Origin of the sequence: Scandinavium sp. UTDF21-P1B (assembly GCF_040750395.1) — a bacterium.
GTDB lineage: Bacteria > Pseudomonadota > Gammaproteobacteria > Enterobacterales > Enterobacteriaceae > Scandinavium.
Map to the genome: position 1 here is coordinate 104183 of NZ_JBFLVD010000015.1, position 21012 is coordinate 125194.

A 21012-nucleotide genomic window follows, 5' to 3' on the forward strand; every position below is an offset into this window, starting at 1 on the left:
CTGTGCTGTTTCTGCGGCAGATGATAACTCAGATACTCAGAAAGATCTTGTCGGAGTTAACTCCGACAAGTATAGTGGTAGTTATCGGGGCCGGGTGGCCCAAATATGCAAAAAGGAATCACCATGAAACAACGTATTCTTATCATCGGCAGCGGTTTTGCGGGCATGTGGGCCGCAGTCAGCGCGGCACGTGTGGCACATTTGCAGGGCAGCACTGACCTTGAAATCGCGGTGCTGGCTCCACAACCGGAACTGCGTGTCAGACCGCGTTTTTATGAAGCCAACGTCTCGACCTTAACCGCTGATTTACAGCCGCTGTTCGACGAACTGGATATTTGTTTTATCGCCGGACACGCAGAGCGTGTGGATGCCGCTGTAAACGGCGTCTGGTACAAAACGCCGGAATCCGAGTCGACGTTCATGCCCTACGATAAGCTGGTTATTGCAAGCGGCAGCCGCCTACACCACTTTGGCATTAAAGGCATTGCCGAATACGGCTTTGATATCGATCAGCTGGACACCGCTCAGCGTCTGGAAGATCACCTGAATGCGCTGGCGAGCCAGCCCGAAAGTGCCGCCCGTAATACCGTTGTGGTATGCGGAGGGGGCTTCACCGGGATTGAGCTCGCCACCGAGCTCCCTTCCCGCCTGAAATCGCTTCTGGGTAACGATACGAATACTAAAATAGTCGTAGTTGAGCGAGGTTCACAGATTGGTGGCCGCTACAGCGAAGCGCTGCGCAATATCATTCGTGATGCCTCCGACGAGCTCGGCATTGAATGGCGCCTGAACGCGGCCGTTGAAGTGGTCGACGCTCAGGGCGTGACTTTACAGGATGGCAGCCGCATTGATGCCGCCACCGTCGTCTGGACTGCGGGCGTTCAGGCCAGCGCGTTTGGCGAGAACCTCACCGCCAACCGCGATAGCCTGGGCCGTTTTGTGGTCACCGAAGAACTCCAGATTCCGGGCTATAACAATATTTATGCCACCGGCGATATGGCACACGCTAAAACCGACAGCCTCGGCAATACTGCGTTGATGACCTGTCAGCACGCCATTCAGCTGGGCAAATTCGCCGGGCACAACGCCGCCGCCAGCCTGCTTGGTATTGAAGGCCTTCCCTATCGCCAGGAAGTTTACGTGACCTGTCTCGATCTGGGCGCCTGGGGCGCGGTCTATACCGAAGGCTGGGATCAGGAAGTGAAAATGGTGCGGGAAGAAGCGAAAAAGCTGAAAATCGCTATCACCAATGAACTGATTTATCCGCCAAAAGCCGATCGTGATGTAGCCTTTGCTGCCGCAGACCCACTGGCGAAATTCGTCTAGTTTTGGCTTTTGTCCTCTGTAAAGGCCTGGTGTTATACCAGGCCTTTTTCTTTTGCAGCGAGGCTCGTAGAATCCTCCCGTTCCGCTTGTTGCCACGCCCCCGCCGAACAAAAATCCCTCCCGCCCCTTGTTACATGACGAAAAAATAATCGTTGCGTGAAACGCAACACTCATATACCGTTCCTCATGAAGGAACACGAGAGGAACCGATGATCGTGAGCTTTCGGCATAAAGGATTACGTAATTTGTTCTATTACGATGAAACTGCAGGTGTTCATCCCTGGCACGTTAAGCGCTTGAAAGAACAGCTAACGCTACTGCAGGCAGCCACCACCCCCAGAGCGATGGACATACCAGGTTATCGCCTGCATGAGCTGAAAGGCGGCCGTGAAGGCGTGTGGTCAGTAAAAGTTTCAGGTAACTGGCGTCTGACGTTTGAGTTTATTAACGGTGACGCTTACCTGTTAGATTATGAGGACTATCACTGATGAAAATGGCAAACCCCGTAAGCCCTGGAGAAATCATTCAGAATGCGCTGGTCGAGCTGAACGTCAGCCTGCGCGAATTTGCGCGAGCGATGGATATTGCACCATCCACGGCCAGCCGTCTGCTGACGGGGAAAGCGGCATTAACGCCAGAAATGGCTATCAGGCTTGAAGCGGTGATCGGCAGTACTGCGCAGACCTGGCTTAATGTGCAGCAGAACTGGAGCCTGGCTGAGGCGAAAAAACGCGTGGATGTATCGGGATTAAAGCCGCTCAAAGCGCACAAAGCATAAAAAAATGGCGCCGGTTAAGGCGCCATGCTTTTTCAGTTTTTAGTCGGTGGTTTTCTGCTGCGCTTCGCGCTGTTCCACCTCAGCGTACCAGCGAGGATGGTGTTTCCGCGCCCAGCGACGACTGACCTTACCTTCGATCATGCCCTTTATCGAACCTTTTACCCAGAACGCCATGTACATGTGAATCAAAATGGCGTGGATCAGGACAATGGCCGATGCAGCATGAATCAGCAGGCTGTAGCGAATCACCTGAATCGGGAAATAGTCAGCGAAATACGGCCGCCAGATAATAACGCCCGTCACCAGCAGCACAAAAATCATGCTCATGATGGTCCAGAACATCATCTTCTGTCCGGCGTTGTACTTGCCCACTTTCGCCACTTTATGCTCGTTGCCCTTCAGCACCTCAACAATCCCCTTCAGCCAGGGAATATCCTGCTTATCCGGGATGTTGTGCCGCACAAAGCGGAAGAACATAAACATCAGCACCACGAAAATCAGCACGCCGAAGAAGGGATGCAGAATGCGCCCCATCTGCGGCGTACCAAAGGTTTCGGTAAGCCATTTCAGCGTCGGGAAGAAAAACGAAATCCCGGACAGCGACACCAGAAAGAAGCACACCACCACCGTCCAGTGACAGGCCCGGTCGATAAACTTTGTGCGCACAATCATTTTCGATTTACTCATGGTCGCTCTCCTCGTCGTCGTCCACCTCTTTGTTCGGGCCAATGCCGATGTAGTGATACATCAGCCCGGCAAAGGTGGCGATAAATCCGGCGGCAGAAAGCGGCTTGAGAACGCCCTTCCAGAGATTAACCGACGTGTCGATTTTCGGATCCTTCGGCAGCTTGTGGTACAGCTCCGGCTGGTCGGCATGATGCAGTACATACATCACATGGGTGCCGCCCACGCCTTGCGGGTTGTATACCCCCGCGTGAGGATAACCACGTGCTTTCAGTTTTCCGACGCGCTCTTCCGCAACCGCCAGCATCTCTTTTTTGGTGCCAAAATGGATGGCTCCCGTCGGACAGGTTTTCACGCACGCAGGCTCCTGGCCGACGCTGACGCGGTCGACGCAGAGCGTACATTTATAAACCCGGTTGTCCTCTTTATTGAGACGCGGCACGTTGAACGGACAGCCCGCAATGCAATAGCCGCAGCCGATGCAGTTGTCCTGCTGAAAATCAACAATCCCGTTGGCGTACTGCACGATCGCGCCCGCCGAAGGACAGGCCTTCAGGCAGCCAGGATCTTCGCAGTGCATGCAGCCATCCTTACGGATGAGCCACTCCAGCTTGCCGTTCTGTTCGGTTTCGCTAAAGCGCATCACCGTCCAGGATTTGGCGCTCAGATCGGCCGGATTATCGTAAACGCCCACGCAGTGACCCACTTCATCGCGGATATCGTTCCACTCCGAGCAGGCCACCTGGCAGGCCTTGCAGCCCACGCAGGAGGAGACATCGATAAGCTTCGCCACTTCTTCTTTATAATCCCGCGCCCGGGGCGCAGGCGTAATATCGTTAGTGGCCGAGCGCTTGATGATGTCCTGTGTTTCCATTGACATAGCTTCGCTCCTTACGCTTTCTCGATGTTAACCAGAAACGCTTTGTATTCCGGCGTCTGAGAGTTGGCATCGCCGACGTTTGGCGTCAGGGTATTGGCGATATAGCCCTTCTGCGCCACGCCCTCAAAGCCCCAGTGCAGCGGAATACCGACGGTTTCCACCTGCTGACCGTTGACGTTCAGCGTATGCAGACGACGGGTCACCACGGCTACCGCGCGAATAAAGCCACGCTTGCTGCTCACTTTCACCTTGTCGCCGTTGGCAATGCCTTTGCTTTTCGCCAGCCCTTCGCTGATTTCAACAAACTGCTCCGGCTGCGCGATAGCATTCAGGCGCGCGTGCTTAGTCCATGTGTGGAAATGCTCGGTCAGGCGATAGGTGGTACCGACATACGGGAACTTGTCCTTTTTGCCGAGGCGCGCGATATCGTCTTCATAAATACGCACCACCGGGCTCGATACGACCTTCGGATGCAGCGGGTTAGTGCCAAGCGGCGTTTCCATCGGCTCGTAGTGTTCCGGGAACGGCCCTTCGGCGAGCTTATCGAGCGCAAACAGGCGACCCAGCCCTTCCGGCTGCATAATAAACGGCCCGGTGGCGCTGCCTGGTGCGGCGGTGTTGTAGTCAGGAATATCATTTCCCGCCCACTTTTTGCCGTCCCACTGGATAAGCATCCGTTTCGGATCCCAGGGCTTACCGTTGATATCCGCCGAAGCACGGTTGTAGAGCACGCGGCGGTTCAGCGGCCACGCCCACGACCAGCCGAGCGTATTGCCCAGTCCGGACGGATCGGCGTTGTCGCGGTTCGCCATCTGGTTGCCTTTTTCGGTCCAGCTGCCGGTGTAGATCCAGCAGGAAGACGCCGTTGAACCGTCATCACGCAGCAGCGCAAAGCTGTTCAGCAGTTCGCCTTTCTTCGCCAGCTGTACGCCGTTGGCGTCAAAGAGATCCTTCAGCGCATAGCCGTTGTTCTCTTTTGCCACTTCGTCGGAAGCTGGACTGTCCGGCAGCTTGTAGCCCCAGTTCATGCTAAGCAGTGGTTCCACGCCTTTGCCACCTTCTGCCGCGTACATTTCGCGCAGGCGATGGTAAATGCCGGCAAGAATTTCGCCGTCATTCAGCGCTTCTCCCGGTGGTTCCGCACCCTTCCAGTGCCACTGCAGCCAGCGACCGGAGTTGGCAATTGAGCCGTCCTCTTCCGCAAAGCAGGTGGACGGCAGACGGAACACTTCGGTCTGGATATCTGCCGGGGTGACGTCGTTCATCTCGCCGTGGTTCTGCCAGAAGGTTGAGGTTTCCGTCACCAGAGGATCGATGACCACCATGTACTTCAGCTTGCTGAGGCTCTGCACGACCTTGTTTTTATCCGGGAACGACGCCACCGGGTTGAAGCCCTGGCAGAAATAGCCGTTCACTTCGCCTTTGTCCATCAGGTTGAAATACTTGATGACGTCATAGGCCTGGTCCCATTTCGGCAGCCAGTCGAAGCCCCAGCTGTTCTCCTTCTGCGCCTTGTCGCCGTAGAAGGCTTTCATCAGGCTGACGAAGAATTTCGGGTAGTTGCCCCAGTAGTTCACCTGATCGGCCAGCGTCGCTTTTGGCGTATTGGCCTGCAGATAGGTTTGCAGATCGGTTTGCTTTTCAGACGGCAGCGTCAGGTAACCCGGCAGGCTGGTCGACAGCAGACCAAGGTCGGTCAGGCCCTGAATATTGGAGTGACCGCGCAGCGCATTCACCCCACCACCGGCCATGCCCATATTACCGAGCAGCAGCTGGATCATTGCCATGGTACGGATGTTTTGCGAGCCTACCGTATGCTGAGTCCAGCCCAGCGCATAGAGGAAGGTGGTCGTGCGATCGGCCGCGCTCGTTGAAGCCAATACTTCACAGATCTTCAGGAAGTCGGCTTTTGGCGTGCCGCAGATGTTTTCCACTACGTCAGGCGTATAGCGGGAAACATGCTGTTTCAGCAAATTCCACACGCAGCGCGGATCGCTCAGCGTTTCGTCACGCTTCGCAAAGCCGTTTCCGTCGAACTGATAGTTCCAGGACGATTTGTCGTACTGGCGCTTCGCTTCGTCATAGCCGCTGAACAGGCCCTCTTCAAAGCCAAAATCTTCGCGCACCAGCAGGCTGGCATTGGTGTAGTGCTTCACGTACTCCGCGTTGATTTTGTTGTTTTCAATCAGGTACAGCAGCACGCCGGAGAGGAACGTAATGTCCGTGCCGGAGCGAATAGGCGCATAGATATCGGCCACCGACGCCGTACGCGTAAAGCGCGGGTCGACGACGATAAGCGTCGCATCGTTATTGTTTTTGGCTTCCATCGCCCAGCGGAAACCGACGGGATGGGCCTCAGCGGCATTGCCGCCCATTACCATCACTACGTTGGCATTTTTGATATCCACCCAGTGGTTGGTCATCGCACCGCGACCAAATGTTGGAGCAAGACTTGCTACCGTTGGTCCGTGTCAGACGCGCGCCTGGTTGTCTACCGCCAGCATCCCGAGGGAGCGGACAAATTTTTGTGTCAGAGTGCCGGTTTCATTGCTGGCCGCCGAGGCGCACAGCATCCCGGTAGAAAGCCAGCGGTTGACGGTGGTGCCTTCGGCATTTTTCTCAATAAAGTTGGCATCACGGTCGGCTTTCATCAGCTTCGCAATGCGCTCAAAGGCTTCATGCCATGAGATACGCTGCCATTTGTCGGAGCCTGGCGCGCGGTATTCCGGGTAACGCAGACGGTTTTCGCTGTGAATGTAGTCCAGCAATCCCGCGCCTTTCGGACAGAGCGCCCCACGGCTGACCGGATGATCCGGATCCCCTTCGATGTGGTAAATCGACTCGCGCACGTTCTTCGCGCCGTCCCCCTGGCTGTACATCAACAGCCCACATCCCACGGAGCAGTATGTGCAGGTATTACGAACCTCTTTGGCACGCAGCAGCTTAAAGTTGCGTGCCTGGGCCAGTGCTAATTTGGGGGCAAACCCCAGCACCGCCGCCGTCGTTCCTGCCATCCCGCCCGCGCAGATTTTAAAAAACTTTCTGCGACTGACGTCCATGATTCCCTCATTATTAATCAGGATAAAACGGGGCGGAATTTAGCACCCACAGCAGGTCACCTTTTGAGTCAAATCAAACTCTTCGGTGTGCCGCCACCTAATAGTCATTGCCGGTAGTTTTTCGTAACCCTTAGGGGTTATTGTTACAAAGTGATATAACCGTAAGCTTCGCTTTTCAGCTTTTGATAAAGAATTTGATGACTAAAAACAGAGCAACGTCCATTGGCCTGTTGGCTATTCTTCTGTGGAGCACGATGGTGGGGTTGATCCGCGGCGTGAGTGAAGGGCTCGGCCCGGTGGGCGGCGCGGCAGCAATTTACACCCTGAGCGGAATTCTGCTGCTGTTCACCGTTGGCTTTCCCAAAATTAAAACGTTCTCTCCGCGCTACCTGCTTGCCGGATGCCTGCTGTTTGTCAGCTATGAAATTTGCCTTGCGCTCTCACTCGGGCTTGCCGCCACGCGTCAGCAGGCGATAGAAGTGGGCATGGTCAATTATTTATGGCCAAGTCTGACGATTCTGTGCGCCATTTTGTTTAACGGTCAGAAAGCCCGCTGGTGGGTGATCCCCGGGTTGCTCATTTCTCTGCTTGGGGTCAGTTGGGTATTAGGCGGCGATCAAGGACTGAACCTGGGAGAAATTAAGCAAAATATTGCCTCAAGCCCGCTCAGCTATATTCTGGCGTTTTGCGGCGCATTTATCTGGGCGGCCTATTGCACCGTGACGGCGAAATATGCCAAAGGGAAAAACGGGATTACGTTGTTCGTTTTACTCACCGGCCTGAGCCTGTGGCTCCACTATTTTTCCAGCCCTCAGCCCGCCATGATATTCAGCTGGCCGGTGATAATTAAACTTATTTTCTGCGCCCTGTCGCTCGGTTTCGCTTACGCGGCATGGAATATCGGCATTCTGCACGGCAGCGTCAGCCTGCTGGCCGTAGGGTCGTACTTCACGCCAGTGCTCTCTTCCGCGCTGGCTTCCTTCCTGCTGAGCGCCCCGCTGTCCTGGGCCTTCTGGCAGGGAGCCTGCATGGTGTGTGTCGGCTCCCTTCTGTGCTGGTACGCGACGAGAAACTAGTTACGCCGTCCGATGGGCTTTCGCAAGACCAAACCAGATCCCGACCGTCAGAATCAGCATCATGCCGCCCGCGCTGAACAGCGCTACGCTGTGTGAGGTAATGAAAGCGGATTTAGCGGCATGCACCACCGAATCCGCAAGCGTCGGGGTCAAAGTTTGTGCCAGCTGCATCGCCTCACCGATGGACGAGCCCGCCCGGCTGGCCGCCTCCGTCGTCAATCCTTCCGGCAGAAGAATGGATGACGTGTAGCTGCGGGTCAGAATTAAGCCAAACAGCGCAATGCCCAGGCCTGCGCCAAGTTCATAGGCCATGGTTTCAATTGCCCCGGCAGCAGCGGCTTTTTCCTTCGGCGCGGCGGCCATAATCGCTGCCGTTGAAGCCAGTAAGGCGCTGGCGGCACTGAAGCCTAACAGCGTCATCAGACCCCACGCCTGCCACTGCTGGGTGGTGAAATCGGTCATCGATAATCCGAGGAAGCTGAAGGCGCTGAGCGCCATTCCGCCCGTGGCGACCTGGCGCAATCCCAGACGAGAAACCAGCATCCCGGCAATCGGGCCGCTGAATCCGCTCGCCAGCATCAGCGGCAGCATAAACAGCCCGGCTTCAAACGGCGTTTTACCGTGTACAAACTGCAGCTCCTGCGCCATCAGCAGCTCAAAGCCAACAAGCGTGATCATCGCGGTGACGGCCATCATCACGCCGCTGAGAATAATGCGGTGCGTGAACAGACGCATGTCGATCATCGGCGTGCGGGCATTGAGCTGAATGCGCACAAAAGCGGTCAGCAGCGCCGCGCCGAACAGTAACACAAGGCCGATAATCCACACTGCCATCACGCCCTTCATCGCCGTTTTGGCACTCCACACCAGTAGCAGAATCGCCACAATCAGCATCAGCGCATGGCTGAAGTTCAGCGGCTGTTCGCGACGACCTGGCTGTGGCGGCACTACGCGGGCGCTAAGTGCCAGCACCAGCAGCACAATAGGCACGTTAATGAGGAACACTGCGCCCCACCAGAAGTGCTCGAGCACGACCCCGCCGATAAGCGGACCAAACGCCGCACCGCCGGAACCGACCGCCGCCCACAGGCCGAGCGCCATATTGCGGTGCTTCGCTTCGCTGAACGTATTACGAATGCCCGCAAGCGTTGCCGGAACGATCATCGCCGCACCGATCGCCAGCATGGCGCGGGCGGCAATCAGCCATTCCGCCGTCGGTGCAAAGGCTGCACACAAAGATGCCACGCCAAACAGACCGCTACCGGTCAGCAACAGGCGTTTAAAACCGATCCGATCGCCGAGCGCGCCCATCGGCAGCACCATCCCCGCCATCACCAGCGAGTAAATATCAATGACCCACAGCAGCTCGTTGCCGCTCGCACCGAGCGACACGCTCAGCGTTGGCGCAGCGACGTGCAATACCGTGGCATCAATGGCGACCGGGATATACACCAGCACGATAGCCACTAACGTTAACCATTGACGAAACATAACTTTTCCCTCTTCAGAACAATCCTGGACACCCGTCCAGATTGCGATCCTGCCTGAGAGTTGAACGCTCGTCCAGCTTTTTGTTATCATCGGTGCACTGCCACCAGGGACTGCAACTATGACCTATCTGAACCGGGAAGATCGTCGCGAAACCATCATGCGGGCCGCCATTGACGTGGCGCTGGAAGAAGGGTTCAGCGCCATGACCGTGCGTAATATCGCCAGCCGCGCGGGTATTGCCGCAGGCCAGGTTCACCACCACTTCACCTCATCAGGCGAGCTGAAATCCCAGGCGTTTGTCCGCGTGATCCGCGAAATGATGGCCCTGCCGCTGGTGCCGGAAAACGCCAGCTGGCGCGAACGCCTGTTTTCTGTGCTCGGCAGCGAAGACCGACGCCTTGAGCCCTACATTCGTCTGTGGCGTCAGGCTCAGCTGCTCGCCGACAGCGATCCGGAGATTAAAAGCGCTTATCTGTTGACCATGTCGATGTGGCACGGGGAAGTCGTCAGGCTGATCGTGGCCGGGCAGCAGGCCGGAGAGTTTACGTTCAGCGGCAACGCCGAAGATATTGCGTGGCGGCTGATTTCGCTGGTCTGCGGGCTGGACGGCATCTACGTTCTCGGCATGGCGGAAGTCGACGACGCCGCCTTCAGCCGTCATCTGCTTCGCGCCATTGCCCTGGAACTCCATTAACATTTACAATTAGTAACACTTAAGCGCGGCGATATCCGGAGCCTGTTCGCGGGGCTCCGCTTTTTTATCTATTCTTCTTTCACATAACCCTAAAAAAGTCCTTATCTTTTAGCGGAACGTTTTGTTCCGTCGGTCTTCTGTTGCTTATTTTCACCACGTACTGTACTGGCGCGAACGAGGGCAATATGTCACAACAAGATGAGAAGAATAATCATTACCTTTTAAATAACTGGAAGCCGGAGAATCCGCAGTTCTGGGAAAATAAAGGCAAGGGCATTGCGAGGCGAAATCTGTGGATTTCCGTGGCCTGCCTGCTGCTGGCCTTCTGCGTCTGGATGTTGTTTAGCGCCGTGACGGTCAATCTGAATAAAGTCGGATTTAATTTCACCACCGACCAGCTGTTTTTATTAACCGCCCTGCCTTCTCTTTCCGGCGCAATATTACGCGTGCCCTACTCCTTTATGGTGCCTATATTTGGCGGCCGCTACTGGACGGTATTAAGCACCGTCATTCTGATTATTCCCTGCGTCTGGCTCGGCATTGTCATTCAAAACACCGCTACCCCGTACTGGGTATTTATTATCATCGCACTGCTGTGCGGATTTGCCGGGGCCAATTTCGCCTCAAGCATGGGGAATATCAGTTTCTTCTTCCCGAAAGCCAGACAAGGTAGCGCGCTCGGCGTTAACGGCGGACTTGGTAATCTCGGCGTCAGCGTAATGCAGCTGGTCGCGCCGCTGGTGATTTTCATACCGATGTACACCTTTCTCGGCGTACAGGGCGTGGCTCAGGCCGATGGCTCAACGATGTGGTTGACCAACGCCGCGTGGATTTGGGCTCCGCTGCTGCTGATTGCAACCATCGCCGCCTGGTTTGGTATGAACGATATCGCCAGCTCCAAAGCCTCGGTTGCGGAGCAGCTTCCGGTGCTCGGACGGCTGCATACCTGGATCCTGGCTCTGCTGTATCTGGCAACGTTTGGCTCGTTTATCGGCTTTTCAGCAGGTTTTGCGATGCTGGCGAAAACCCAGTTCCCGGATGTGAATATCCTCAAGCTGGCATTTTTCGGGCCGTTCCTCGGCGCGCTGGCGCGTTCTGTCGGTGGGTTTATTTCCGACAAATTTGGCGGCGTGCGCGTGACGCTGATTAACTTCATCTTCATGGCCATTTTCAGCGCCCTGATCTTCTTCACCCTCCCCGGCGGCAGTTCGCCCGGTAACTTCACCACCTTCTACCTGGTCTTTATGGGTCTGTTCCTGACGGCGGGCCTGGGAAGCGGCTCGACCTTCCAGATGATTGCGGTGATTTTCCGCCGCATCACCGTCGATCGGGTCAAAGCCCAGGGCGGGAGCGAGGAGCAGGCCCAGCAGGAAGCGGTGACCGATACCGCCGCCGCACTCGGCTTCATTTCAGCCATCGGCGCCGTTGGGGGGTTCTTCATTCCGAAAGCCTTCGGCACCTCGCTTGCCATGACAGGCTCGCCTGTCGGGGCGATGAAAATCTTCCTCGTGTTCTACATCGTTTGCGTGGCGGTGACCTGGCTGGTCTACGGCCGCCGTAAAGCGGCGAAATCCTGATTTTCTGCCCGATAGCGCAAGCTTACCGGGCCTACAAGACCGCACAAATTACCTGTAGGCCGGGCAAACAACGTGCCGCCCGGCATCTGCAATATGGAGCAATGTCATGAGTAAATTACTGGACAGATTTCGCTACTTTAAGCAAAAAGGCGACAGCTTCGCTAACGGCCACGGTCAGGTCTACAACACCAACCGCGACTGGGAAGACAGCTACCGCCAGCGCTGGCAGTTCGACAAAATCGTGCGCTCCACCCATGGCGTAAACTGCACCGGATCGTGCAGCTGGAAAATTTACGTCAAAAACGGTCTGGTAACCTGGGAAACTCAGCAGACCGACTATCCGCGCACTCGCCCCGACCTGCCGAACCATGAGCCTCGCGGCTGTCCGCGTGGGGCGAGCTACTCGTGGTATCTCTACAGCGCCAACCGTCTGAAGTATCCGCTGATCCGCAAGAGCCTGATATCACTGTGGCGTGAAGCGCTGGAGCAGCACACCGATCCGGTCAGCGCCTGGAACGCCATCATGCACGACCCGGCAAAATGCCAGAAGTACAAACAGGCGCGCGGACACGGCGGCTTTGTACGTTCAAACTGGAAAGAGCTGAACCAGCTTATCGCCGCGGCGAACGTCTGGACCATTAAACACTACGGACCGGATCGTGTGGCTGGTTTTTCACCGATTCCGGCTATGTCGATGGTCTCTTACGCTGCAGGCACCCGCTATCTTTCGCTGCTCGGCGGCACCTGCCTCAGCTTTTACGACTGGTACTGTGATTTACCGCCCGCTTCGCCGATGACCTGGGGTGAGCAAACCGACGTGCCGGAATCTGCCGACTGGTATAACTCGTCTTACATCATCGCCTGGGGGTCGAACGTGCCGCAAACGCGCACCCCGGATGCGCATTTCTTCACCGAAGTCCGCTACAAAGGCACGAAAACCATCGCCATTACGCCGGATTTCTCGGAGGTGGCGAAACTCAGCGATCAGTGGCTGGCGCCGAAACAAGGCACCGACAGCGCGCTGGCAATGGCAATGGGCCACGTCATGCTGCGCGAGTTCCATCTCGATAATCCAAGTGACTACTTCATCAACTATTGCCGCCGCTATACCGACATGCCGATGCTGGTTCAGCTTGAAGCGCGGGAAGACGGCAGCTATGTGCCGGGCCGCATGCTGCGCGCCTCCGATCTCGTCGACAGCCTCGGCGAAAGCAATAACCCACAGTGGAAAACCGTGGCTATCAACACCGCAGGCGATCTGGTGGTGCCGAACGGCGCAATTGGTTTCCGCTGGGGCGAGCAAGGGAAATGGAACCTCGAGTCACTGGCGGCAGGCACCGAAACTGAGCTGCAGCTGAGCCTGCTCGGAAATCACGATGGCGTCGTTGGCGTCGCCTTCCCCTACTTTGGCGGCAATGAAAACCCGCATTTTCGCAGCGTGAAACAGGAGCCGATTCTGGTGCGTCAGCTGCCGGTGAAACAGCTGACCTTTGCCGATGGCACCTCGGGCCCGGTGGTCAGCGTCTACGACCTGATCCTCGCCAACTATGGTCTGGATCGCGGCTTAGATGATCCGCTGGCGGCCAAAGATTATGGCGAAATTAAGGCCTACACGCCCGCCTGGGCCGAACAAATCACCGGCGTACCGCAGTATCACATTGCCCAGATTGCCCGCGAGTTCGCCGATACGGCACACAAAACGCATGGACGCTCGATGATTATTCTCGGCGCCGGGGTGAACCACTGGTATCACATGGACATGAACTACCGTGGGATGATCAACATGCTGATCTTCTGCGGCTGCGTCGGCCAGAGCGGCGGCGGCTGGGCGCACTACGTTGGTCAGGAAAAATTACGCCCACAAACCGGCTGGCTGCCGCTGGCCTTCGCGCTGGACTGGAACCGCCCGCCGCGCCAGATGAACAGTACCTCGTACTTCTACAACCACTCCAGCCAGTGGCGTTACGAAAAACTCACTGCCCAGGAGCTGCTCTCACCGCTGGCGGACGCCAGCAAATTCACCGGCCATCTGATCGACTTCAACGTCCGTGCCGAACGCATGGGCTGGCTGCCGTCTGCACCGCAGCTCAACCTGAATCCACTGTCGATTAAGGAGATGGCGGAAGCAGCAGGCGTCACGCCTGCCGAGTACACCGCTCAGGCGCTGAAGTCCGGCGATATCCGTATGGCTTGCGAACAGCCGGACAACGGCAAAAACCATCCGCGTAATCTGTTCGTCTGGCGATCGAACCTGCTGGGATCGTCGGGTAAAGGCCATGAATATCTGCTGAAGTATCTGCTCGGTACCGAAAGCGGTATTCAGGGGGACGCACTCGGCGAAAGCGACGACGTGAAGCCAGAAGAAGTTGAATGGCAGGCGGCAGCCATTGAAGGCAAACTGGATCTGCTGGTGACGCTCGATTTCCGCATGTCCAGCACCTGCCTCTTTTCCGATATCGTTCTGCCAACAGCGACCTGGTACGAAAAAGACGACATGAATACTTCGGATATGCATCCGTTTATTCACCCGCTGTCTGCCGCCGTCGACCCGGCCTGGGAGGCCAAAAGCGACTGGGAGATCTACAAAGGCATCGCGAAGGCCTTCTCGGAAGTGTGCGTCGGGCACCTCGGCACCGAAACCGACGTGGTGCTGCAACCGCTGATGCACGATTCCCCGGCGGAACTTTCGCAGCCGTTTGAAGTGGCCGACTGGCGCAAAGGCGAATGCGACTACGTGCCGGGCAAAACCGGGCCGTCAATTGCCGTCGTGGAGCGCGATTACCCGGCAACCTACGAACGTTTCACTTCGCTCGGTCCGTTGATGGACAAGCTCGGCAACGGCGGCAAAGGCATTTCGTGGAAGACGGAGAGCGAGATCGATTTCCTCGGCAAGCTCAATTACGTCAAGCTCGATGGGCCGGCGAAAGGCCGCCCGCGTATTGAAACGGCAATTGACGCCTCTGAAGTTATCCTCGCCCTCGCCCCGGAAACCAACGGCCAGGTGGCGGTGAAAGCCTGGGAGGCGCTCGGCAAAATCACCGGCCGCGAGCATACGCACCTGGCGCTGAACAAGGAAGACGAGAAAATCCGCTTCCGCGATATCGTTGCCCAGCCGCGTAAAATCATCTCCAGCCCGACCTGGTCCGGCCTTGAGAGCGAGCATGTTTCCTACAACGCAGGTTACACCAACGTTCACGAGCTGATCCCCTGGCGCACCCTTTCCGGCCGCCAGCAGCTTTATCAGGACCACCTGTGGATGCGTGCGTTTGGCGAAAGCCTGGTGGCCTATCGTCCACCGATCGACACCCGCAGCGTCAGTCAGATGAAAGAGATCCCCCCGAACGGCTTTCCGGAGAAGGCGCTGAACTTCCTGACGCCGCATCAAAAGTGGGGCATTCACTCCACCTACAGCGAAAACCTGCTGATGCTGACGCTGTCGCGCGGCGGGCCGATCGTCTGGCTCAGCGAGACGGACGCCAAAGAGCTTGGCATTGCCGACAACGACTGGATCGAAGCCTTCAACGCCAACGGCGCGCTCACTGCACGCGCGGTAGTCAGCCAGCGCATTCCACCAGGCATGACCATGATGTACCACGCCCAGGAACGCATCATGAATATTCCGGGTTCCGAAGTGACCGGGCGGCGCGGCGGTATTCACAACTCCGTCACCCGCATCTGCCCGAAACCGACGCACATGATTGGCGGCTACGCCCAGCTGGCATGGAGCTTTAACTACTACGGCACCGTCGGCTCCAACCGCGACGAATTCATCATGATCCGCAAAATGAAAAACGTGAACTGGCTGGATGACGAAGGCAACGATCAGGTCCAGGAGGCAAAAAAATGAAAATTCGCTCTCAGGTTGGCATGGTACTCAATCTCGACAAATGCATCGGCTGTCACACCTGCTCGGTGACCTGTAAAAACGTCTGGACCGGACGCGAAGGCATGGAGTACGCGTGGTTCAACAACGTGGAAACCAAACCCGGCATTGGCTATCCAAAAAACTGGGAAGATCAGGGTCAATGGGAAGGCGGCTGGATCAGAGGCATCAGCGGCAAGCTCACCCCGCACCTCGGCGGGCGCATCGGCCTGATGGCCAAGATCTTCGCCAACCCTGTTCTGCCTTCTATCGACGACTACTACGAACCCTTCACCTACGACTATCAGGATTTACAGCGCGCGCCGGAAGGCAAACATCTGCCCACCGCCCGCCCGCGTTCGCTTATCAGCGGCGAGCGAATGAACAAAATCGAATGGGGGCCGAACTGGGAGGAGCTGCTCGGCGGCGAATTTGAAAAACGCGCCCGGGACCAGAACTTCGAAAACATTCAGAAGGAGATGTACGGCCAGTTCGAAAACACCTTCATGATGTACCTGCCGCGCCTGTGTGAGCACTGCCTGAACCCAAGCTGCGTCGCCACCTGCCCGAGCGGCGCGATTTACAAGCGTGAAGAAGATGGCATCGTGCTTATCGATCAGGACAAATGCCGCGGCTGGCGCATGTGCATCAGCGGCTGCCCGTACAAAAAAATCTACTTCAACTGGAAGAGCGGGAAATCCGAGAAATGCATTTTCTGCTATCCGCGTATCGAGTCCGGCCAGCCGACCGTCTGCTCGGAAACCTGCGTGGGGCGTATCCGCTATCTCGGCGTGCTGCTGTATGACGCTGACCGGATCGAAGAAGCCGCCAGCACCGAGCACGTGACCGATCTGTATGAGCGCCAGTGCGACGTGTTCCTCAACCCGCACGACCCGAACGTGATTGAAGAAGCACTCAAACAGGGTATCCCGCAGAACGTGATCGAAGCCGCGCAGCAGTCGCCGGTGTACAAGATGGCGATGGACTGGAAGCTCGCGCTGCCGCTGCACCCGGAATACCGCACGCTGCCGATGGTCTGGTACGTGCCGCCGCTGTCGCCAATACAGTCCTACGCTGATGCAGGTGGCCTGCCGATGTCCGACGGCGTCCTGCCTTCTGTCGAAAGCCTGCGCATTCCCGTGCAGTATCTGGCGAATATGCTGGCGGCGGGCGATACCGCGCCGGTACTGCGCGCCCTGAAGCGCATGATGGCAATGCGCCACTACAAACGCTCGCAAACCGTCGAAGGCGTCACCGACACCCGAGCCATTGAAGAAGTGGGTCTGACCGTTGAGCAGGTGGAGGATATGTACCGCTATCTCGCCATCGCCAACTATGAAGACCGCTTTGTGATCCCGACCAGCCACCGCGAAATGGCCGCCGATGCCTTCCCGGAGAAAAACGGCTGCGGCTTCACCTTCGGCGACGGCTGTCACGGCTCTGATACCAAATTCAACCTGTTTAACAGCAAACGCATCGACGCCATTGATGTCTCCGGCGTGCGCCACCACGGGGAGGGAGAATAATGCCGATCCTCAAACTCATCGCTCTGATGCTGGAATACCCGGACGCGTCGCTATGGGAAAGCCGCGACGAAGCTCAGGCGCTGGTCGCTCAGGAGATGCCCGCGCTCGCGCCCTGGGTGAACAGCTATCTGAGCGCTCCGCTGCTCGACAGGCAGGAAGCCTGGTGCGATCTGTTTGAACGCGGCAGTTCTATGTCGCTGCTGCTGTTTGAACATGTACACGGTGAATCCCGCGATCGCGGTCAGGCAATGGTGGATTTAATGGCGCAGTACGAACAGGCGGGCTTGCAGCTCGACTGCCGAGAACTGCCCGATCATCTGCCGCTGTACCTGGAATTTCTCAGCACGCAAACTCCGGAAGAAGCCAGAGAAGGACTGCAAAACGTCGCACCGATTCTGGCGCTGCTTGGCGGCAGGCTTAAGGAGAGACAGTCGGAGTACTATCAGCTGTTCGACGCCCTGCTCAGAATCGCCAACAGCCCGCTGAGAAGTGACAGCGTCACGCCACAGGTCAAAACCGAAGTGCGTGACGACACCCGCCAGGCGCTGGATGCGGTGTGGGAGGAGGAACAGGTGAAGTTTATCGAGGATAACGCCACAGCCTGCGACAGTTCCCCGCTGCAAAGCTATCAGAAACGTTTTAGTCAGGACGTCGCGCCGCAGTACGTGGACGTCCGCGCCGGAGGCCCGAAATGAGCCAGTACCTGAACGTCTTCTTCTACGATATTTATCCGTATATCTGCGGTTCGGTGTTCATCATAGGCAGCTGGCTGCGCTATGACTACGGCCAGTATACCTGGCGGGCAGGTTCCAGCCAGATGCTCAACAAACGTGGGATGGTGATTTGGTCAAACCTGTTCCATATCGGCATCCTTGGGGTCTTCTTCGGCCATGCCTTCGGGATGCTGACGCCACACTGGATGTACGAATCCTTCCTGCCAGTTTCAGTGAAGCAGCAAATGGCGATGATTCTCGGCGGCGTGTGCGGCGTGATGACGCTGGTTGGCGGCGCAGGATTGCTTATCCGTCGTCTGTTTAACCCGCGCGTTCGCGCGACGTCGACGACCGCAGATATCCTGATCCTGTCGATTCTGCTGATTCAGTGCATACTCGGCCTGTCGACCATTCCGTTCTCCGCCCAGCACCCGGACGGCAGCGAAATGATGAAACTGGTTGGTTGGGCGCAGGCGGTGGTGACATTCCACGGCGGTGCATCGACCCATCTTGACGGCGTCGCCTTTATCTTCCGCGTCCACCTGGCGCTCGGCATGACCATCTTCCTGCTGTTTCCCTTCACCCGCCTGGTCCACGTCTGGAGCGCGCCGGTGGAGTATTTCACCCGCAGGTATCAGGTAGTGAGATCGCGTCGCTGATTTCCCCTCTCCCCGGCCCTCTCCCAAGGAAGAGGGAGAAAGGCAAACGGCACCAAACCATTCCCTCTCCCTTTGGGAGAGGGTTAGGGAGAGGGAAACCCCGTAATCAAAATTACTTCCCCGCCTCCGGATGCGTATCAAACGCCGCCATCACCGCCGCTAAATCCGCCAGCGAAAAGCCGTTTTTCGGATCGTCAACGCCCTGCCCGAACTTGTCCTGAAGCAACAAATACAGGCTCTCCACATCGGGTAAATTAAGTTGTTCAACGGCATGGCCGTTTTCCTGATGGGTAAAGTGGAAATTCGTCAGCGTCAGCTTGCCGCCGTCCGGCAAATGACGACACATCAGCAGGTGATGGCGGAAGTGCGACTGCGGCCAGTGCGCCGACCAGAAGTTGCCGGCGACGTAATCGGAAAAGTATTGCTGCACCAAATCGAAGATGTACATCGACTGCCAGCGGTCGTGATGGCGGAACTGTAGCGTCCAGTCGTTGCCCTCATTCAGCAGACGATACACGCCGTGCGGCGTGGTTTGTTCTTTGTCGGCCTGTAAACGAATCGGTGCCGTCAGCGTCTGTCCACCGAAGCCCACGTCCGCAATCCAGCGCTCTCCGGCCAGTTCAACAACCAGCAGACGGTGCGTACGCGGGGGAAGCTGCGGCGGGTTAGCCAGAATCACTCGTCCCAGCACGCTGCGCACGTTAAAGCCAATTTCCCGTAGTACCCGCTCAAACAGACCGTTTTGCTCAAAGCAGTAGCCGCCACGCCGGGCCCCGATGAGCTTATCTTCCAGCGACTGATCGTCGAGCTGAATTTCACGCGGCAGAAGGACATCCAGATTTTCAAACGGGATGGTGCAGTTATGCCGCAGATGCAGCGCACGAAGCGTTTCAATATCGACCGCAACAGCATCGGACCAGTTAAGACGATTAAAATAAGCGGTTAAAAATGGGCTCATACGGCCTCCGTGCTTGAGATATAGTGTTTTTATAACGTATTTTTTTCACCCCATACGCGTTTTTGTGCGGTGACTTTTTCCGTTTGTGCGCGATACCTGTTTTCCGCATCCGGAACGCGCTTAAATGCAGCAAATAACCAGGAGAATTATTGCTATGAGCCGTTTTCGCCCCGTAGAACTGAGGCATGCCAGCCGTCTGCTCAATCACGGCCCGACCGTACTGATCACCAGCTATGACGAGAGCATTGACCGTCGCAATATCATGGCGGCGGCCTGGTCGATGCCGGTGGAGTTTGAACCGCCGCGCATTGCGATTGTGGTGGATAAAAGCGCCTGGTCGCGCGAGCTTATCGAGCGTAGCGGGACGTTCGGTATCGTCATTCCGGGGGTGGATGCCGCGAACTGGACCTATGCCGTGGGTAGCGTCAGCGGACGCGATGAGGACAAGTTCAACTGCTACGGTATTCCGGTGGTACGCGGACCCGAACTCGGCCTGCCCGTGGTGGAGGAAAAATGTCTGGCGTGGATGGAGTGTAAGCTGCTGCCCGCGACCGCCGCGCAGGAAAAATACGACACCCTGTTTGGCGAAGTGGTTGCCGCCGCGGCCGATGAGCAGGCTTTTGTCGCCGGACGCTGGCAGTTCAACGGCGATCGCCGCAACACTCTGCATCATCTCGGCGCGGGCACCTTTGTGACCAGTGGACGGATGATCAAAGCAGCGGAATAAAAAACCGCAGGTCATAAGCCTGCGGCTTTCAGATTGCCATTACGCCGCCGACCTCTTCGTTCTCGCTTGCCTGTTCTTCAGCTTATGTGCGGCAAGCGCTGCCACATCGGATAGGTGAAAAACAGCAAATGACAGAGGTTCAGCCCGACATGGAACAGCACCGCCACCCACAGTCTTCCGCTCAGCATCCAGGCTAATCCATAAATCAGCCCCGCCAGCGTCGCGAAGATGACCAGCAAACTCCCGCCAGCGTAATGCATTCCGCCAAACAGTAGCGAAGCGATAAGTAATGCCAGCACGGGATGCATTACAGAGGACAAACGCTGCTGAAGGTATCCCCGGAAAAGCGCCTCTTCCGCGAGCGACACAAAGAATATATTGGCCAGCACAAACTGGAACAGCCACTGTGGCTGGTGTAGCTCTACCTTCAGACCGCCCAGCGCCACCGCGACCATCAGCAATACCGGCACGGCAACGACTAACGCCATCCAGTGCCAGGGTTTGGTCCGTGGCCGGGTATCGGTGGTGAAAAGCGACTTCAGACAGATGAGCAATACAAACGGCACCAGCGCTTTATCGAAGTTGTAATACATCGAGAAGGGAGCGCTTTCCGGTCCCGCCCTGACGCCTTCCAGCACGCGGAGATTATGGAAACCGGGAATCAAATGCAGCATCAGCCCAACTGACGCCAGCACGAGCAGGATCTCAAGTAGCGTACGCGGCACCTTGCCGCTGAATTTGCAATATGCCCCGGCGATGATGGCTAACCCAGCCATAAACGTGAGGGCCCGCCAGTCAAGAACCTGGGTATATGCCCCAACCGCGGCGGTCACCATTAGCAGAATTACAGATATTTTTTTATTGAATTGAAGGACAAGAAGAGAGAGTGCCAGTAAATACCACATGTCGTTCCCTGAGATGATATAAAAAACCGGTAAACCGAGGTTTCATGAAGATAAATTTGCCCGGCGGCACGTTGTTAGCCGGACCTGTAAAACGCTG

The 21012-nt window shown here is 56.8% G+C and carries 17 protein-coding genes; 11 read left to right on the plus strand and 6 right to left on the minus strand.

Annotation, left to right across the window (positions count from 1 at the left end; genetic code table 11):
* The first annotated feature begins 123 nt into the window (after positions 1-123).
* From AB1287_RS12735 to AB1287_RS12745, 3 genes are all read left to right on the plus strand, one after another.
* Positions 124-1326, plus strand: coding sequence for an NAD(P)/FAD-dependent oxidoreductase (locus AB1287_RS12735; protein ID WP_435617993.1), 1203 nt, complete (start codon positions 124-126; stop codon positions 1324-1326).
* 209 nt (positions 1327-1535) lie between these two features.
* Positions 1536-1814, plus strand: coding sequence for a type II toxin-antitoxin system RelE/ParE family toxin (locus AB1287_RS12740; protein WP_435617994.1), 279 nt, complete (start codon positions 1536-1538; stop codon positions 1812-1814).
* Positions 1814-2104 carry a HigA family addiction module antitoxin gene (locus AB1287_RS12745; protein WP_435617995.1) on the plus strand — a complete coding sequence of 97 codons (291 nt, stop codon included), beginning with the start codon at positions 1814-1816 and terminating at the stop codon, positions 2102-2104. The genes AB1287_RS12740 and AB1287_RS12745 overlap by 1 nt, the downstream gene beginning before the upstream one ends.
* 39 nt (positions 2105-2143) lie before the next feature.
* Here AB1287_RS12745 and fdnI read toward each other — a convergent pair whose 3' ends face one another.
* Genes fdnI through fdnG form a run of 3 tightly spaced genes read right to left on the minus strand, consistent with a single transcriptional unit; the run spans position 2144 to position 6727 of the window.
* Positions 2144-2791 (minus strand): formate dehydrogenase-N subunit gamma, encoded by a 648-nt coding sequence (gene fdnI, locus AB1287_RS12750; protein WP_312626490.1) that lies wholly within the window; start codon positions 2789-2791, stop codon positions 2144-2146.
* The gene (gene fdxH / locus AB1287_RS12755) at positions 2784-3668 is read right to left on the minus strand and encodes a formate dehydrogenase subunit beta (protein ID WP_312626491.1); all 885 of its coding nucleotides are present in this window, start codon (positions 3666-3668) and stop codon (positions 2784-2786) included. The genes fdnI and fdxH overlap by 8 nt, the downstream gene beginning before the upstream one ends.
* An 11-nt stretch (positions 3669-3679) precedes the next feature.
* The gene (gene fdnG, locus AB1287_RS12760; RefSeq protein ID WP_435617996.1) at positions 3680-6727 is read right to left on the minus strand and encodes a formate dehydrogenase-N subunit alpha; all 3048 of its coding nucleotides are present in this window, start codon (positions 6725-6727) and stop codon (positions 3680-3682) included.
* 197 nt (positions 6728-6924) lie between these two features.
* Between fdnG and yddG the strand changes: the two genes are divergently transcribed.
* Positions 6925-7803 (plus strand): aromatic amino acid DMT transporter YddG, encoded by an 879-nt coding sequence (yddG, locus tag AB1287_RS12765; protein ID WP_435617997.1) that lies wholly within the window; start codon positions 6925-6927, stop codon positions 7801-7803.
* Here yddG and AB1287_RS12770 read toward each other — a convergent pair whose 3' ends face one another.
* Positions 7804-9294 (minus strand): MFS transporter, encoded by a 1491-nt coding sequence (locus AB1287_RS12770; protein WP_435617998.1) that lies wholly within the window; start codon positions 9292-9294, stop codon positions 7804-7806.
* A 118-nt stretch (positions 9295-9412) separates the two neighbouring features.
* On the opposite strand from AB1287_RS12770, the gene AB1287_RS12775 reads away from it, so the two are divergent.
* The 6 genes from AB1287_RS12775 (at position 9413) to narI (ending at position 18325) form a co-directional block, all read left to right on the plus strand.
* Positions 9413-9988 carry a TetR family transcriptional regulator gene (locus AB1287_RS12775; RefSeq protein WP_435617999.1) on the plus strand — a complete coding sequence of 192 codons (576 nt, stop codon included), beginning with the start codon at positions 9413-9415 and terminating at the stop codon, positions 9986-9988.
* A gap of 185 nt (positions 9989-10173) precedes the next feature.
* Positions 10174-11565 (plus strand): NarK family nitrate/nitrite MFS transporter, encoded by a 1392-nt coding sequence (locus AB1287_RS12780; RefSeq protein ID WP_312628136.1) that lies wholly within the window; start codon positions 10174-10176, stop codon positions 11563-11565.
* 106 nt (positions 11566-11671) lie between these two features.
* Entirely contained in the window at positions 11672-15412 is a 3741-nt protein-coding gene (locus AB1287_RS12785) for a nitrate reductase subunit alpha (protein WP_435618000.1), read from the plus strand.
* On the plus strand, positions 15409-16953 hold the full coding sequence (narH, locus tag AB1287_RS12790) for a nitrate reductase subunit beta (protein WP_435618001.1): 1545 nt from the start codon (positions 15409-15411) through the stop codon (positions 16951-16953). The genes AB1287_RS12785 and narH overlap by 4 nt, the downstream gene beginning before the upstream one ends.
* On the plus strand, positions 16953-17648 hold the full coding sequence (gene narW, locus AB1287_RS12795; protein WP_435618002.1) for a nitrate reductase molybdenum cofactor assembly chaperone: 696 nt from the start codon (positions 16953-16955) through the stop codon (positions 17646-17648). The genes narH and narW overlap by 1 nt, the downstream gene beginning before the upstream one ends.
* The gene (gene narI, locus AB1287_RS12800) at positions 17645-18325 is read left to right on the plus strand and encodes a respiratory nitrate reductase subunit gamma (RefSeq protein ID WP_312628132.1); all 681 of its coding nucleotides are present in this window, start codon (positions 17645-17647) and stop codon (positions 18323-18325) included. The genes narW and narI overlap by 4 nt, the downstream gene beginning before the upstream one ends.
* A 112-nt stretch (positions 18326-18437) precedes the next feature.
* Here narI and nhoA read toward each other — a convergent pair whose 3' ends face one another.
* Positions 18438-19283, minus strand: coding sequence for an N-hydroxyarylamine O-acetyltransferase (nhoA, locus tag AB1287_RS12805; RefSeq protein WP_435618003.1), 846 nt, complete (start codon positions 19281-19283; stop codon positions 18438-18440).
* 154 nt (positions 19284-19437) lie between these two features.
* Between nhoA and AB1287_RS12810 the strand changes: the two genes are divergently transcribed.
* Positions 19438-20010, plus strand: coding sequence for a flavin reductase family protein (locus tag AB1287_RS12810; RefSeq protein WP_312628129.1), 573 nt, complete (start codon positions 19438-19440; stop codon positions 20008-20010).
* A gap of 77 nt (positions 20011-20087) precedes the next feature.
* Here AB1287_RS12810 and AB1287_RS12815 read toward each other — a convergent pair whose 3' ends face one another.
* Positions 20088-20915 (minus strand): lysostaphin resistance A-like protein, encoded by an 828-nt coding sequence (locus AB1287_RS12815; RefSeq protein WP_435618004.1) that lies wholly within the window; start codon positions 20913-20915, stop codon positions 20088-20090.
* Positions 20916-21012: the final 97 nt, after the last annotated feature.

Excerpts from the sequence above, each read along its gene's own strand:
- AB1287_RS12735 (WP_435617993.1), top strand. The coding sequence starts at position 124 with ATGAAACAACGTATTCTTATCATCGGCAGCGGTTTTGCGGGCATGTGG.
- AB1287_RS12740 (WP_435617994.1), top strand. The coding sequence starts at position 1,536 with ATGATCGTGAGCTTTCGGCATAAAGGATTACGTAATTTGTTCTATTAC.
- AB1287_RS12745 (WP_435617995.1), top strand. The coding sequence starts at position 1,814 with ATGAAAATGGCAAACCCCGTAAGCCCTGGAGAAATCATTCAGAATGCG.
- fdnI (WP_312626490.1), bottom strand. The coding sequence starts at position 2,791 with ATGAGTAAATCGAAAATGATTGTGCGCACAAAGTTTATCGACCGGGCC.
- fdxH (WP_312626491.1), bottom strand. The coding sequence starts at position 3,668 with ATGTCAATGGAAACACAGGACATCATCAAGCGCTCGGCCACTAACGAT.
- yddG (WP_435617997.1), top strand. The coding sequence starts at position 6,925 with ATGACTAAAAACAGAGCAACGTCCATTGGCCTGTTGGCTATTCTTCTG.
- AB1287_RS12770 (WP_435617998.1), bottom strand. The coding sequence starts at position 9,294 with ATGTTTCGTCAATGGTTAACGTTAGTGGCTATCGTGCTGGTGTATATC.
- AB1287_RS12775 (WP_435617999.1), top strand. The coding sequence starts at position 9,413 with ATGACCTATCTGAACCGGGAAGATCGTCGCGAAACCATCATGCGGGCC.
- AB1287_RS12780 (WP_312628136.1), top strand. The coding sequence starts at position 10,174 with ATGTCACAACAAGATGAGAAGAATAATCATTACCTTTTAAATAACTGG.
- AB1287_RS12785 (WP_435618000.1), top strand. The coding sequence starts at position 11,672 with ATGAGTAAATTACTGGACAGATTTCGCTACTTTAAGCAAAAAGGCGAC.
- narH (WP_435618001.1), top strand. The coding sequence starts at position 15,409 with ATGAAAATTCGCTCTCAGGTTGGCATGGTACTCAATCTCGACAAATGC.
- narW (WP_435618002.1), top strand. The coding sequence starts at position 16,953 with ATGCCGATCCTCAAACTCATCGCTCTGATGCTGGAATACCCGGACGCG.
- narI (WP_312628132.1), top strand. The coding sequence starts at position 17,645 with ATGAGCCAGTACCTGAACGTCTTCTTCTACGATATTTATCCGTATATC.
- nhoA (WP_435618003.1), bottom strand. The coding sequence starts at position 19,283 with ATGAGCCCATTTTTAACCGCTTATTTTAATCGTCTTAACTGGTCCGAT.
- AB1287_RS12810 (WP_312628129.1), top strand. The coding sequence starts at position 19,438 with ATGAGCCGTTTTCGCCCCGTAGAACTGAGGCATGCCAGCCGTCTGCTC.
- AB1287_RS12815 (WP_435618004.1), bottom strand. The coding sequence starts at position 20,915 with ATGTGGTATTTACTGGCACTCTCTCTTCTTGTCCTTCAATTCAATAAA.